We start from the raw sequence: 15786 nt of genomic DNA, 5'->3' as shown, positions 1-15786 counted from the left end.
ATGAACACCCCGGACCTTCACGGCGACCTCCTGTTTCTGGATGAGCTGCGGCAGCGCGGCGTGCTGCTTCAGCCCGGCGCAAACGGACTTGTCTGCAGGGCGCGGCCCGGCGTCCTCACCCCAGAGATCACAAAACGCATCGCCGCAGCCAAGCCTCGGTTACTCGCGCTCCTGCTGCGCATGGCTGCCGCGCCGGACATGCCCCGCCTTAAGTCGGTCCCTGAAGACAGACTCCTGCCCTTCCCCCTTACGGAAAACCAGGAGGCTTACTGGCTCGGCAGAGGCGATGAACAGGACTCAGGCAGCGTCGGCATTCACATCTACTTCGAACTGCAGTGCCGCGACTTCGATACGGAACGCTTCCGCACAGCCTGGGCAGCCCTGGTACGGCGGCACGACATGCTCCGGGCCGTGGTGCTCCCCGATGGACGGCAGGTGGTGCTTGAAGGTACGCCCGATCCGGAAATCAGGCAGCATGACTACCGGCTAGGCAGAGAGCGGGACTGGGAGGCGCAGCAAGAGGCAGCGCGTGTGTCCCTGTCGCAGAAGTGCTACGACCTGGGCGCTTGGCCGCAGTTCGCCTTCGAGACCTTCCACCGCAGCGGCGATGCGCTGGTTATGGGCAGCCTGGACTGCTGGGCCCTGGACGGAAGAAGTCTGCAAATCATCTTCCACGACCTGGCCGCCCTCTACAGGGGCGAGCCCCTTGGACAGGCCCCGGAGATCGCCTTCCGTGACTATGTGCTCTACCTGGAGACCCTGCGCGCAACGCCCCAGTACGAGGAATCCTGGGTCTACTGGAAGAATCGCATCCGCACGCTTCCCCCTGCCCCGCGCCTGCCTCTGGTAACCAGGTCGGTCAGTGCTCCACCACGGTTCCGGCGCATGTCCGCGGCGCTCTCGTCGGTTCGGTGGAAGGCCCTGCAGGCCCAGGCGCGCACGCACGAATTGACCGTGGCTAGCCTGCTGCTGGCCTGCTACGCCGAAACCCTCGCCAAGTGGTCAGAACACAAGCACTTCACCATCAATGTCCCGCGCTGGAACCGTCTCCCCGTGCACCCGCACATCAACAATGTTGCCGGTGAGTTCGCCAGCTTTTCCCTCATGGAGGTGGACCGGCGCGAGCCCGTTGCCTTCGCGAGCCATGCCCGCACCGTCCAGCGGCAGGTTTGGGAGGATCTGCGCCACGGCCACATTTCTGGAGTCGCAGTGCTGCGCCAATGGCGCAAGGAGCTGGGAGCAGGTCCGGAGGCCCTGGTCCCCTACGTGTTCACCAGTGAGCCCGAGGCTGACGGCCCACACGCGGGTTCCTGGGTAAGCGCCTTGGAAGGACTGGGCCAAGTTCGGCGCAGCCTGACGCAGACCCCGCAGGTGTGGATAGACAGCCAATACGCCGTTGTCGACAACGGCTTGCGCCTATTCTGGGACGTGGAGGAATCCATGTTCCCAGTCGGGCTGCCGGAAAAGATGTTCGCGGCCTACGTGGATCTCATTGGCGGTCTGGCGGACGGGCCTAAGGCCTGGGAGGCGAACTCGCCCATCCCGCTGCCGCGGGACGAGGCAGCTCGCAGGGCGGCCCTCACAGGACCGGCCGCAGCCGTTGATCCCACGCTCCCCCGCGAATGGCTGGAGCGTCGCGCCGCACGCACGCCGGACCGCGTGGCCCTGGCCGACAGGGACGGCGAGCTCACTTGGCGCGACTACAGGGACCAAGCGATGTTCTGGCAGAACCGGATTTTGGAACTGGGCGTCAGGCCGGGAGAACCCGTGGCTTTGGCTCTGTCCAAGGGACGGATGCAGGCCGTAGCCAGCATGGCGGTCCACGGGGCGGAAGGCGTCATCGTTCCCATGGACCACACCCTGCCGCAAGCCAGGGCCGAAGCAATTCTCCGTGATTGCGGGGCCAGGCTGCTGCTCACAGACGGCAGCGCGGCCTTCCGGCCGGAACCCGCAGGCGCGCTGGCCCTGAACCTTATCGCCCGGAAGCGAGGCAAGAGGCCGCAGCGCCTTGGGCCGAACACGGTAACCCTTTCCCCAGACCTTTACTGCCTCATCTACACCTCCGGCTCAACGGGAATGCCCAAGGGCGTCATGGTCCCCATGCGCGGCATCCTGAACATGGTGCAGGACACATGCTCCCGCCTTGCGCTGGGCCAGAGCGACGCGGCGCTGTCCCTTTCCCCCCTGCATCACGACCTAGCCCTGTTCGACATCGTGGGCGGAATGCTGGCGGGGTTCACCACGGTCTTCCCGGATCCGGGTTTGCTTCGCGATCCGGGCCATTGGCTTGAGCTCCTGACCGGGCGCGGCATCACGATCTGGAACACGGTTCCGGCAATGATGACCATGCTTCTCGACTATCTGGACTCCCACGCCGGGGAAGCCCCCCAGACGCGTCTGCGCTGGGCCTTGCTCGGAGGAGACTGGATACCCACGGACACCCCGCCCCGCCTGGCCGATTTCGCCCCTGGCTGCACGGTCGTCTCCAGTGGCGGTCCCACGGAAACCACAGGCTGGAACATCCTCCACCCCGTCATTCGCCACGATCCGCGCTGGCGAAGCATCCCATACGGTCTCCCGATACAGAATGTCACGTACCACATATGGGACAGCCACAAAAAGGACTGCCCGGAGCTGGTACCGGGCGAGCTCTTTTGCTCTGGCGCGGGCATAACCGCAGGCTACCTCAACGATGAGGAAAAAACACGCAGGGCCTATCTGCGGCATCCACAGACTGGAGCCCCCATGTTCCGCACAGGGGACATGGGCCGCTTCATGCCCAAGGGTCACATCGAGTTCATTGGCCGCAGAGACCAGCAAATCAACCTCAACGGCTACCGCATCGAACTCGGAGAGATTGAGGCGGTCTTGGGCGCGCATCCCCTGGTGGGCCAGGCCGTGGCCTGCGTCCACGGCGGCGGGGGCAACGACTTTCTCTGCGCATGGTGTTCCTGCCCGCGGCCAGACCTGCCGCTACCAGAGGAGGCGGAGCTCAAGGACCACCTGCGAGAGCGACTGCCCCGGCACATGCTGCCGCGCTTCATCGGTCTGGTTCGCAGCTTCCCGCTCAACAAAAACAACAAGATCGACAGGCTGTCCATTGCAGCCTGGCCCCCGCCCGATGACGCGACAAAGGCTCCGGGAGCAGGCGCACAGCCGCAAACCACGACTCAACGCGCCGTGGCAAAGGCCTGGGGGGAAATCCTGCAGCAGCCCCCCGCGCACATGGACCAAAACTTCTTCGAGCTGGGAGGCGACTCCATCGCGGCTATCAGGCTTTACGTAGCGCTGCTGGCAAAAACGCACCCAGGAATGCAGGTGTCCTCAATCTTCTCCAACCCCACCGTCCGCAGTTTGGCTCAGGCCATGGATACGCACAGCCTGGGCGCGTCCCTGGCCGCGCGCTTCCCGGTCGTCCCGAAAGGGCGGGGCAAAGCCGAGGCCCCAGCCACACACGCCCAGCAGCGTCTCTGGTTCGAAGCCCAGACCCGCGCCGAAAATGTCCACCATATCCTGCACTTCACCATCCAGGTCGTCGGCGCGCCGAATCCGGAGGCCATGCAGGCGGCGCTGAACGCCGTTGCCGCCCGCCACGCGGCGCTGGCCACATCCTTCGCCGTCCGGGACGGAGAGCTTGTTCAACGCGTGTCCAGCGACCCTCACATCCGCCTCACCGTCACGGACCTGCGCCAAGACCAGCCGGATACTGCCAGCGCAGTGCTGGAAAGACTTCGCCAAAGCAATGCTCTGGACCCCATCGACATGGGTGCGCCCCCCCTGGCCAGAGCCTCCCTCGTCCTGCTGGGCAACGACGAGTCCCGGCTGTTGTTGGCCTTTCATCACGCGGTGTTCGACGGCTGGTCCTTGGGGCTGTTCATGAACGACTTGACCGCAGCGCTTGCGGGCACGCCACTCTCAAAACCGGACAGCACCCAGGCCCATCTGGCACTGTGGGAACGCCAACCCGAAACGCGGCGGGCCATGGAGGAACGCCTGCAGGTATTCCGGCGGCTGTTTCCGGGTGGCGGCACGCCCACCCGGCTGTGGCCCGATGCCATCCACACCGGATCGCCCCCCACACCAGGCCACGGCAGCACCATAGCGCACATCCCCAGGGAACTGGCATCTTCCGTGGCGGCCCTAGCGGCCAAGGCCGGGGTCACGGTATTCTCCGCATGGAACAGCCTTTTCGGCCTAGTGCTGGCCCGCCACACAGACGCCGCCCGCGCACAAATCGGGACCTACGCTTCCACGCGCGCGCAGCTCGGACTGGAAGACGTCATGGGCATGATGGTCAACCCCACTCCATTGGTGCTGGAGTTCAACCAGGACGTCTCAGTGCTTGCCATGCTCACGGCCAACGGCCAGGCCTTCGCCCAAACCCAGGAAGGCTGCGTGGTCCCCTTCGATGCTGTGGTGCGTGCCGTTTCGCCCGCCAGGGAGGCCGATGGGCACCCGCTGTTCCGCATCGCCTTCAGCCAGGACAATTCCCCCTGCCGGACCTTCGAGGCCGGACCAACGCGCCTGCGGCTTCTGCCGGGCATGCAGCACGCCACTGCGCTTGAGTTGGAAGTCTCACTTCTGGCGCTCCAGGGCGGTGGCCTGCTGCTGAGCGCCACCTTCGATAGGGCCCGCCACAGCACCGAAGGTGTAGGCGCGCTGCTGCGCCGCCTGCGCTTCGTGGCCGAGCAGGCGGTCGTGACTCCGACAATCCTGCTGCGGGATCTGTCAATCCAGACCAGGCGCGACAGCGTGTCTCTCTGCGCCTGGAACGACACACATGTGCACCATGCGTTCACGCGCGACCTGCTGGAACCGTTTTCCGCCGCAGTAAAGAAAGCGCCCGACCACCAGCCCGTTACCGGTAGCAGCCTGCTCGGTCCGAAGGCACCGACCTACGCGGAGTTGGAGCACGACGTGCGGCGTCTAGCCGGATTCCTCAAACAGGCCGGGGTTCGGCCCGGCGACGCACTGGGCCTGCACCTTTCCCCCGGCATAGACATGGCCAGGGCCATGCTGGCCTGCTGGGGCTGCGGCGCGGCATTCTTTCCCCTGGCGGCCACCCTTCCGGCCGAGCGCTTGCGCGGCCAAGTCCAGGCGGTTCATCCCAGGCTCATCCTCACCGAGCAGCAGCACTCCGGCATATGGGGCGCCGACGGCCCGCGCGCCATCGCCCTGGAGGATATCCACGACCATCCCACCTTCGTCCATGCCGGGATCTCCGTTGGATTTGAAGCCAACACGGGGGATACCCCTGCCTGCCACTTCTTCACCTCCGGCTCCACTGGCACCCCGAAGGTCGTGTCCCTGTCCCACGCGAACCTTCTCAACCGTGTCCAGTGGCTGTGGGACGCCATCCCCAGGGAATCCAGGGAGCTTTGGTGCGCCAAGACTTCCCCGTCCTTCGTGGACAGCCTGTGCGAATACCTGTGCCCCCTGCTGCATGGCGGCGACTTGTACGTGTGCACACATGCGGAGGCCTCCGATCCCGAGCTTCTGCTCGACGTAATTGCGCACCGGGGCGTGACACGGCTCACCGTGGTCCCCACCATGTTGCACGCCCTGCTCAATGTCCAAGAGCGCTCACCCCGCGACCTTTCTCGCCTCGCGCACCTTACATGCAGCGGGGAGGAACTCTCCCGCAGCTTGGCCCGGCGTTGCTTGGACGCGCTGCCTCGCGTCTGTCTCCACAACCTGTACGGCTCCACTGAGCTGACCGCCGACGCAGCCTGGCACATGCTAGAGCCCCTGCACAACGGCCCGGTGCCCATCGGAAAACCCATCGCCAACACCACGGTCGTCATCCGTGACTCCGCGCGTAGGCAGCTTCCCCCTGGCGTTCCGGGAGAGATATGCGTGCGCGGGGCAGCCACGGCCTTGGGCTACCTTGACAGTGAGGATGGCGGCTTCTTCCGCTCAGAAGACGGCCCTGGCTTCGCCACCGGGGACCTCGGGGTATGGAGCCACGAAGGCGAACTGATCTTTCTCGGGAGGAAAGACAGGCAAATCAAGATACGTGGCCAGCGGGTGGAGCCTGCCGATGTGGAGAGCGCGCTCTGCCGACTGCCCGACGTGCAGGCCGCCTTGGTATTCAGCCTCGACAAGGATGGCGACGTGGTGCTGGCGGCGGCGCTCAGGCCAAGACCCGGCGCAGCCCCAAGCGCCGAAACCATCCGCGCGGCCCTGCTCCCGCTGCTCCCCACGGCCATGATCCCCTCGGTCTTTCTGGCGCTGGACACGTTCCCACTCACTGCCAGCGGCAAGGTGGACGTGGCGGCCCTCCGGTCTACGGCCGCCTCCCACCCGGAGCCCAGTGAAGCGCAAACCATCAAGGGCCGGACGGGCAGACGACTGGCCCTTATCTGGGAAAAATTGCTTGGTTCCCCCCCCGCCTCGGCCAGGGCAGATTTCTTCGCTTCGGGCGGTCATTCCCTGCTGGCGGCCCGCCTGGCCGCCAGCATTCGCGAAGAATTCCGCATCAACATCCAGACCGGACAGGTGTTCCAACTGCCCATCCTTTCAGACCTCGCCGCAGCCGTCGACATGCTGACCGTAATTCAGCGAACCGCCATGGGAGCAGGGACCGAAGACAGGGACAGGGAGGAATTCTGATATGACTGCGCTCGAAGTCTTGCAGCTCTGCCACGAGAAAGGCATCGTGCTTTCCGCCAACGGGGGAAAACTCACTGCGGACTCTCCCGCCGGAACCTTGGATGAGGCCCTGCGCAGAGCCATCCGCGCCTCCCGGGACCAGCTGCTGCAGTTGCTGCGCGACGCCGCGCCCCCGCCCCCGCCACCGTCCCGCCCAAAGGGCGTCGCATCGCCGCTTTCCCCCTGTCAGGAATTCCTCTGGGCGGCCCAGTCGGGCGAAGCGCCGGACATGTCCATGCTCCACATGGTGGGCTGCTTCGCCTTGGAGCGCTCTGTCTCCGTCGTGCGCCTGGAGGCGGCCTGGAACATCCTCGTGGCCCGCCACGACGCTCTGCGAATGCGTTTTCGCCCAGGGGCATCCGGCGATCCGGAGCAGATTCCGGCACCGCACGACAACGTGAAGATCCGGGTCGTGGTGGCTGCCTCCTCGGAGGAATTCCTTCGGGACAGACTGGCTGTGGCCAAGAGTTTCCGGGAGACGCCCTTCGACCTGGAGCGCCAAGCTCCCCTCCGGGTCGCACTGGTGCTCGGCCCTGGGAAGCAGCACATGGTCTTGGGCCTGCACCACCTGGTCGCCGACGGCTGGTCCGTGCATATTCTGCTTCACGAGCTGTGCGCGCTGCTCGACCAAGAAGACATGGCCGCTGAATCCCCGGAGGATCCGCCCTTCCAGTTCCAGGACTATGCCGTCTGGATGCGCGAGGAAGTGCTACCCCTCCTTGAGGAACGACAATCCGCCTTTTGGCGCCCCAGGATCAAGGCCATGCCCCGGCTCCATGCGCTTCCCACCGACTTTGCGCGGCCGCCCGTGCGCAAACGCGCCACGGGCAGGCTTTCCATGACCCTGCCGGGAACCGTGGTAGTGGGACTCAGGGCTGCGGCCCAGCAAACCGGCGCGAGCCTGTTCGTGATGCTGCACACGGCTTTCCGCCTGGCTCTGTTCCGCTTTGGCCGGGACGCCCAGCCCGTCATCGCCGTGCCCACGGCCAACCGCCAGACCAGAACCGATCTTGAGCATGTGGTGGGCTGCTTTGCAAACAAGGTCCCGCTCCATGTGCGGCTCAATGCGAAACACTCCGTGGCCGCGGCCATAGACGAAGGCCGCCGTAGCCTGATGGAGGCGCTGGCCAACCAGGAAACACCTTTTTCCCGGCTGCTGGAGTCCGTGCCGGGAACGCGAAGCTGGCAACCCCTCAGCCAGATTTTCTTTTCCTACAACAGCCTGGATATTGCCGGTCTGCCACTGCGCCCGGTGCCCCTGCCCCTGGCCGGGGCAGACAGCGATCTAGCCCTGACGCTCTGGGACGCGGGCGACGGACTGGAGGGCATGCTTGAGTTCGATGCGGCGCTCTTTCGCGAGCAAACCGTGGCGGGTTTGGCCTCCCTGTTCCGTTCCGTCTGCCTAGCCCTGCCGAGCGGCCTGGAATCCACGCCGGATAATCTGGACCTTGGCGCTAATGTTTCTGCTGCGGATTACGCCGAACGGGCCGACGACTTTCTGCCCGTGCTGCGCCCAGGCGACACCGCGCTCTTCCTCAATGTCCGGACCTCGCCCCTGGCCAGCGGAACCGCGACAGCGGCGCAGGAATGCGGCGCGGACTGCCGATGGGCGGAAACCCTGCCGCAAGACCTGGCCCCCCGCTGTGCAGTGGTCTTCACCACCCTGCATCCCCTGGACATGGTGGAGCCCCTAAGCAGCGGACGACTCAAAGGCGCGCGGCTATGCTTTTTGAATGTGCTGCCGCACGCCCCCGCGCTGAAGCTGCTGCAGGAAAGTGGCGTCGACGCAAGCCTGCTGCTAGAACATCCGGGCCACAGCCAGCGGCGCATCCTCGTCACCGTGCAGGCCCTGGCCGAACTCCGGGGCACGGAGCGCTTCGTCCCGGCCCTGGTCAGCGGTCCAGCGCCCCACGGGACTGCGGGCGAACTGACCGAGCTTCTCCCCGGTCTGCGCGTCCGGCTGGAGGGCGGTCGGCGCATTCAGCTGCCGCTGCCGGGACCAGAGACACGCTTCGCATGGCTGCATGGCCGTTGCCTGGATATCAACGCACGGGCACGAGCCCTCTCCGCCCTGCTGGGGGGACTGGACCTGGCCCTTGGCTTGCCGCATGGCCCGAACAGCGTGCCCAACCGCAAAACCGAAGAACTGATCGCCTGGCACGTGGGCGAGCCCGGCCCTCTCCCGGAGCATGACGGCGATGCAGTGATGCCGATCCATTGGGTGGAGCTTACCGCCATGCCGCTGACGCTGGACGGAGAACCTGATTTCCGCGAACTGTCACGCTTGCCCGTTCTCTCGCAAATGGCGCTGGCTACACTCCCCGGAGCATCGTTGGTGCCTGCGGCCGACAAGCCGCACCTGGTCCACCACACGGATGTGGCGGCCCAAGGAAGCCACTGCGCCGTGGTCCCCCGGTACGAGGCCACCGGGCAGGAAGGCCCTGCTCCCCAAAGCACAGCCGACCACGCCGGGATGTCGCTGGTGCATGGCGGCGATCAGAAAGGCAACCCGCGCGCTTTTTCCTTTGTCCAGGCCATGGAGGAAGCGGCCCACACTGAGCACATCTTCATTGGTCATGCGGGCCAACGCATGCGGATCACCGGTAAAGTGCTGTTGCAAAGGGCCAGACGCCTGCTGGCAGGCTTGCGAATGAGTGGGCTTGTCTGTGGAGACGGCCTTATCGTCTTCTGCCCCGACCAGACGGACATCGTTGCCCTGTTTTGGGCCTCGCTGCTGGGTGGCTTGCGCCTGACAATTTTCCTCCCACCGGTGGAGGGACAAGCTCCGGAACCCGTTTTGCAGCGGCTGGAGCACATCATGACGGCCCTGGGCTCGCCCGCCCTGGTCACCACGCACGGTCAGCGGCTTCCGGGCAATGCAGGGGCTGTGCTCCATGTGGAGGAACTGGAAAGCGACACCGAGGCCGAGCCGTCCCCGGCAGGGCCGGAGGGGCTCATCTACATGGCTTTCACCTCCGGCAGCACGGGCAAGCCCAAGGCCGTGCCCCTGGCGGCCCGGAACATCGCGGCCATGCTTATGGGCAAATCCCAGCGGCTGGGCCGCCTGGAAGACGAAACGCTGCTGTCCATGACATCGCTGGACCATGTGGCCTCGCTCTTCGCCCACTGTTTTTTGGGCACCTTGCGCAAGGCCCGGCAGGTATTCTGCCCTGTGCAGCACATCCTGGCCGACCCTTGCCGCATCCTGGATTTGACCACAGAATTTCGCATCACCCGGACCTGGGCGCCGGAATTCCTCTGGCGGCAGCTACGCAGCTCGGTGGAGAGACTGGAGCGTCCCAGGGCTTGGGACCTTTCCAGCCTGACCCACGTTTTCTCCGGGGGCGAACCCACCAGGGAAAAAACCTTTACAGCCCTGGAGGAGGCGCTGGCCTCCCATGGCCTGCGCCGAGGCGTGTTGGCCAACGCCTGGGGCATGTCCGAGACCTCGTCCTTCTTCACCATCGCCGCCCCCTGGCGCCCTGGCCAGGCACAGGTCCACGCCAGCATAGTGGACGCGGGAACGCCCCTGCCCGGTATGTCCATGCGCATCGTCGACGCCAGGGGCCAAGTTGTACCGCAGGGCCGCATCGGCTCCCTTGAAGTGGCCGGGGCCGCAGTGATCGACGCCTACCACGACAACCCCGCAGCGAACGCCAAAGACTTCAGCGCGGACGGCTGGTTCCGCACCGGGGACCTGGCCCTCATCGTGAACGATCAGCTCATTCTCTACGGCCGCGAGAAGGAGATCCTCATCATTCGCGGGCAAAACCTCTCTCAGGTGGAAATTGAGGGAGCAGTGGAGGCCCTGCCTGGCGTTGTCCCCGGCTTCACTGCCGCACTGGCCTGCCGCGACTCCGCCACCAGGCAGGAGGAGGTACTGCTCTTTTGCTCCACAGACCTGCACACCCCCGAAGAAACGGCCGCGCTCATCCGGAGCATCCAGTCCGTGCTGTCCCTTGGCTTCGGGGTGACGCCCCGGCACGTCATCCCTGTGTCCAGAAGCGACATTCCAAAATCCGGTCTGGGGAAAATCCAACGCGCGGCCCTCTTGAAACGGTTCCTCGCAGGCGGCTTCGCCGGGGCCTGCCGCAAGGCGGACCTGCTGCTGGCCAACGAGCGCACCATGCCGGATTGGTTCGCCGCACCGACCTGGATACCGGAAACCCTGCACAAAAGCCTGGAGATTGACCTCAGAAGCTGGTCCTTCGTGCTGGTCGGACCGGACACGCCGCTTCGCGCGCCCTTGCAGGAAGCCTTGCAAAGCCTGGGGGTCGAGGTCGTTCACAGGCGCACCTCCGGGGCGGGGCGCGACCTCAACCCTGCGAATGCCGACCACTGGGCCGACCTGGTGGGGACGGCGGGGCGCCAGACCGGCATCGTACTGCTGGTGCCAGAAGAACAGGATGGCCGAGAAAACGGTGGGCTCGACGACGAACGCTTCGGTCGGTGGCTGGAAACCGGGATTCGCCCTGTATTCTACGCTCTCAAACTGCTTGTGCGCAAGGAATTGCCCGAGCCCGCGCTGGTATGTGCTGTGACCGTGCGGGGCCTTGCCGTGAAGCAGGCGGGCAGCAGCCCTTGTTCGCCCGGCGCTGCTCTGATTTCAGGCCTGCTTGCCGCACATCGCCGCCAGAACATTCACCACCGGGTGCTGCACCTAGACATCGACCGGACGCCGGAGTCCGACAAAGAGGCCCTCCGGCGCACTGCGGCGGCCTTGGCGGCGGATCTCTGCGCCAGCACCGCCCGTTCCGTTGTGGCCTTCCGTGGCGGCCAACGCTTGGCGCAGGCTCTTGCGCCCCTGAACCACGATCCCGCCAAAGCGGGCTGCGCATGGGAAAAACCGTTCCGGCCAGACGGCTTCTGCGTGTGCACCGGCGGCCTCGGCACGGTTGGTCAAGCCCTGCTGCCCCAGGTCCTCGCCTACACCGAGGCTCGCCTGCTGATCATCGGCCGCACCGAAGAAGCCCATGTCCAGGATAGGATCAAGGCGCTCACCGCAGGGACAAAGGCCGACCGGGTGCGCTACGTTCAGGCGGACCTCGTCGACTGCGCGGCCCTTGACCGGGCCATGGAGGGGGGATGCCGCCACTTCGGATGCCAACCGACCGGAGTGCTGCACCTTGCCGCCGACACAAGCCCCAGCCACATGGGGGACCTCGGTTTCGACGTTTTCGCCAAAGCCGCCCTGGAGACCCGGCGCGCCTTGGAAAACTTCAAACGCTCCTTCGAAGCCCACGGAGGCAGCGGCCCCTTCCTGAACTTTTCCACCGTATTCTCCCGCTGGGGTGAGCGGGGCTTCGGAACATACGGCGCGTGCAGCGCACTCAAGGAAGCCCTGATCCACAATTGGGCCGCGCGCAATCCAGGGGCGTTTCTCAGCGCTGCATGGACCCTGTGGATGCGGGAGAACCGGTCTGAGGAGGATCACATGCAGCGCCGCGTGCTTGCCCAGCGAGGTTTCCTGAGCATCGCCCCGCGCCAGGGATTCGTGAGCATGATTGCGTTGCTACAGCGAGGATCGGCCCTGGCCCTGGCAGGACTGGATCACAGCAATCCGGCCATCGCCGCGGATATGCGGACACGCGCGAGCTTGGCGCGACGCATCCGCCTGGAAGGCATCCGTCGGGAGCCCGGCTATCCCCTGACGCACCCCCTGTGCCCGGACCTGCCCGCCGGGCTGATGCTGGCCAAGGCCGACATCGAGGCCCGCCATTCTTCCAGCTCCCTTTCGGCCACGGAAAACCGCATGGCGGCCGTCTGGAAGGAGGTGCTGGGGCTTGAGCACCTGGACGTGAGAGGCAACTTCTTCGAACTCGGCGGCAGCTCGGTGCTGCTTCCCCGGCTCAGGGCCAAGGTGCTCAAGACCTTTGGGGTGGACATCGGCGCCACCGGAATATTCCAGCACGCCAGCGTACGGGAGATGGCCCGCGCTGTGGACGGCAGCGCGCACAGCGACAACCGTGACGCCCCGGACCTCGACGGCGGGGACGGCGCTTCGGCAAGACGGGCGGAAGCCCAGCGCGCGGCGCGGCAACGAAAGCGGCCCCGCGCCGCTGCAGACAAGTAACGCCCGGCCAAGCCCAGGTGGAGGAAACACATGGCGATGCACAGCAAATGGGAATCCGATGCGTACACGAACGCCGTGGCGGTCATTGGCATGGCCGGACGCTTCAGCCAGGCCGAGGACCTGGATCAGCTCTGGCGCAACCTGCTCGACGGAGTGGAGGTTGTCCGGTCCCTGGACACGGAAGCGCTGCGCGTGGCGGGATGTCCGGCACGTCTCAGAAATCACCCCTGCTTCGTGCCTATGAGCGCACAAATGGGGGGGGTGGACTTCTTCGACGCCGGTTTTTTCGGATACACGCCGGCGGAGGCGCGCAGCATGGATCCGCAGCTCAGGCTCATGCTGGAAGCCTCATGGCACGCTTTTGAGGACGCGGGAGTGGTTCCCGGCCCGGACTGCGGCCTAGCCGGGGTCTTCGCAGGGGCGCAGTTCAGCCTCTACTGGCCCTGCAACGTGCGGCCGGACTATTTTGCCAACCAGTGCCTGGCCTATCTGCAGCCCGCCCTGTTCAACGGGCAGGACTTCCTGAGCACCTGGATATCCTACAAGCTGGGCCTGTGCGGCCCCAGCGTCAACGTGCAAACCGCCTGCTCCACCGGCCTAGTGGCCGTGGCCACCGCCTGTCAGAACCTGCTGGACCACAGCTGCGACCTTGCCCTGGCCGTGGCCGCAAGCGTCAGTTCGCCACGCGGATGGGGCTACCTGGCGGAACCGGAAAGCATCCTCTCGCCCACCGGGCATTGCCGCCCTTTCGACGCCAGGGCCTCGGGCACCATCAGCGGAGAGGGCGCGGGCGCCGTGCTGCTCAAGCGCTTGGGCGACGCCATCGCCGATGGCGACGCCATTCACGCCGTCATCCGCGGATGCGCGGTGAACAACGACGGCGCGGCCCGGCCCGGCTACTCCAGCCCGAGCGTTCAGGGCCAGCGGGCAGTAATCCGCATGGCGCAGAGCGCGGCCGGGGTGCGCAGCGGCGAGGTGCAGCTTGTGGAGGCCCACGGCACAGGCACAATCTTGGGCGACCCCATCGAGTTCGCGGCCCTGGACGCCGTGTTCCGGAACGATGCGCGCACGGCTCCTTGCATCCTGGGCTCGGCCAAGGCTAATTACGGCCACCTGGGAGCCGCGGCCGGAATGCTCGCCCTGCTCAAGGTCATCCTCTGCCTTGAGCACGAGACCTTTGTCCCGCAGATCAACTATGACGAGCCAAACCCCGGAATGTCCCTTGAGGGCAGCGCCTTCCGCATCCTTCGGGAGCGCGCCGAATGGGAATCCGGCGGCCCGCGCATCGCCGCCCTCAGCTCCTTCGGCTTCGGCGGAACCAACTGCCACGCGGTGCTGGAGCAATGGCCACGCGAGCCCGACGGCTTCGAATCCGGGAAGGATTCCGGCATCCACAGCCTCTACCTGAGCGCGGCCAGCCGCGACGGGCTCGCAGCGCTGTGCGCGCGTTGGGCCGAACACCTTGAATCCCGGCCGGAACACCCCCTGCGCGGGCTTTCCGTGCAGAGCCTGCGCACCCGCAAGGCGCTGCCCTGGCGCGCCGGGGCCTGGGGCCGCAACAGTGAAGAGCTGGTGCAGTCGCTGCGCCGCGCCGCCGCTTCTCCGCCGATGCGGCCTGCGGAAACAGGCACCCGCAGCCTGGTGGCGGTCTTTTCCGGCCAGGGTGCGCAGGCGCCGGGCATGGTGCGCGCGCTCTGCAACAGCGACGAGACCTTCCGCGCCAGCCTGGAGCGTTCAGCCAGGCTGGTGGAGCGGCACGCCGGAACGGATCTCGTGGGGCGGGCGCTTTCGCCCGAAACCACCCCGGAGGAGCTGAGCCGCACCGACCTGGCCCAGCCCGTGCTGCTGTCCATCGGCTGCGCCCTGCACGACATGCTTCGCCAGCGCGGAGCGCGGCCGGACGCGTTTATGGGCCACAGCCTGGGCGAATACACGGCCGCCTGCGCGGCAGGGGTATTCTCGCTGGAGGACGCCGTGCGGCTGGTCTGCGCGCGCGGACGCCTCATGGCCGCGCTGCCCGGCGGAAGCATGATGGCCGTGGCCGCGCCGCCCGAGGCGCTGCTCCCCTGGCTTGAGGCCGTTCAAAGCGTCCCCGGCCAGCCCGCCCCCGTCATCGCCGCGCACAACTCCCCGGAGCAGACCGTGGTCTCCGGCACGCCGGAGGCCGTGGCCGCCCTGGCCGGGCAGCTCTCCGGGCAGGGCCTCCGCTGCACACGGCTGGCCGTGTCCCACGCCTTCCATTCGCCGCTCATGGAGCCCATGATCGAGGCGTTCCTGGATGAGCTGCGGCGTACAACATTCCACGAGCCCGCACTGCCGGTGATCTCCAACATGACGGGCAAGGCCGAGACCACGCTGCTTTGTACGCCCGAATACTGGAGAAGCCACACCCTGAGGCCCGTCCTGTTCCGGCAAGGCCTGCTTTACGCCGTGGAAAACGGTGCGGCCGCCTTCATCGAAATCGGGCCGCGGCCGGTGCTCGCCGCCCCGGCCGCGCAAACCCTGACCGCCCAGGCCGGAGCCTGGAGCTGGACGCCTTTGCTCGACGCCGCGCGGGTGCAGGGCGGAGACGAGGGTCAGGCGGCAGCCCAAGGACTTATCGAACTGCATGTGCAGGGCGTGGCCCTGAATCCGGCCGACGCATCCGCCCGCAGACTCCGGCTGCCTTTGTACCCCTTTACCCGCGATAGCCACTGGCTGGACATGCCCGTTCCGGCCGAGGCAACGCTGGAAAGCATCCCGGCGGCCAATCCGGAAGCTCCGGCCTGGCCGGGCGCGGACGACGATAGCGGGGAACCGCAGCTGCTGGACAAATTGGCGGCAATCTGGGGATCGGTGCTGGGTCTAGAGGAACTGGGCGAGGACGACAACTTCTTCGCCCTTGGCGGCACATCTATCGCCGCTATTCGCATTCTTACGGCCATCCGGACCACAACCGGGGCGACTGTCAGCCTCTCGGAATTCAGCACGGCAAACACCCTGAACGCCCTGGAGCGGCTTGTGGACGCCAGGCTACGCGAGCAGTCCGCGCCCGCCGGGGCTGCGGCGTCCTGAAGCCCCCC

At 66.4% G+C, this 15786-nt stretch carries 3 protein-coding genes; all 3 read left to right on the top strand.

Translation table 11 applies throughout. The annotated features are described in order from the left end of the window. The 3 genes from CHB73_RS12120 to CHB73_RS12110 are packed head-to-tail and all read left to right on the top strand — an operon-like array spanning position 1 to position 15778. Complete coding sequence (locus tag CHB73_RS12120) at positions 1-6612, top strand: non-ribosomal peptide synthetase (RefSeq protein WP_179217024.1); 6612 nt, start codon at positions 1-3, stop codon at positions 6610-6612. A 1-nt stretch (position 6613) separates the two neighbouring features. Beyond that, positions 6614-12724 carry a condensation domain-containing protein gene (locus CHB73_RS12115; RefSeq protein ID WP_089274850.1) on the top strand — a complete coding sequence of 2037 codons (6111 nt, stop codon included), beginning with the start codon at positions 6614-6616 and terminating at the stop codon, positions 12722-12724. A 30-nt stretch (positions 12725-12754) separates the two neighbouring features. Next, positions 12755-15778, top strand: coding sequence for a type I polyketide synthase (locus tag CHB73_RS12110; RefSeq protein WP_089274849.1), 3024 nt, complete (start codon positions 12755-12757; stop codon positions 15776-15778). Positions 15779-15786: the final 8 nt, after the last annotated feature.

Source organism: Humidesulfovibrio mexicanus, from assembly GCF_900188225.1.
GTDB classification, from domain to species: Bacteria; Desulfobacterota; Desulfovibrionia; order Desulfovibrionales; family Desulfovibrionaceae; genus Humidesulfovibrio; species Humidesulfovibrio mexicanus.
The sequence above is the reverse complement of the archived record's forward strand: the minus strand, read 5'-3'. Positions and strand labels throughout refer to the sequence as shown.

Excerpts from the sequence above, each read along its gene's own strand:
- CHB73_RS12120 (WP_179217024.1), top strand. The coding sequence starts at position 1 with ATGAACACCCCGGACCTTCACGGCGACCTCCTGTTTCTGGATGAGCTG.
- CHB73_RS12115 (WP_089274850.1), top strand. The coding sequence starts at position 6,614 with ATGACTGCGCTCGAAGTCTTGCAGCTCTGCCACGAGAAAGGCATCGTG.
- CHB73_RS12110 (WP_089274849.1), top strand. The coding sequence starts at position 12,755 with ATGGCGATGCACAGCAAATGGGAATCCGATGCGTACACGAACGCCGTG.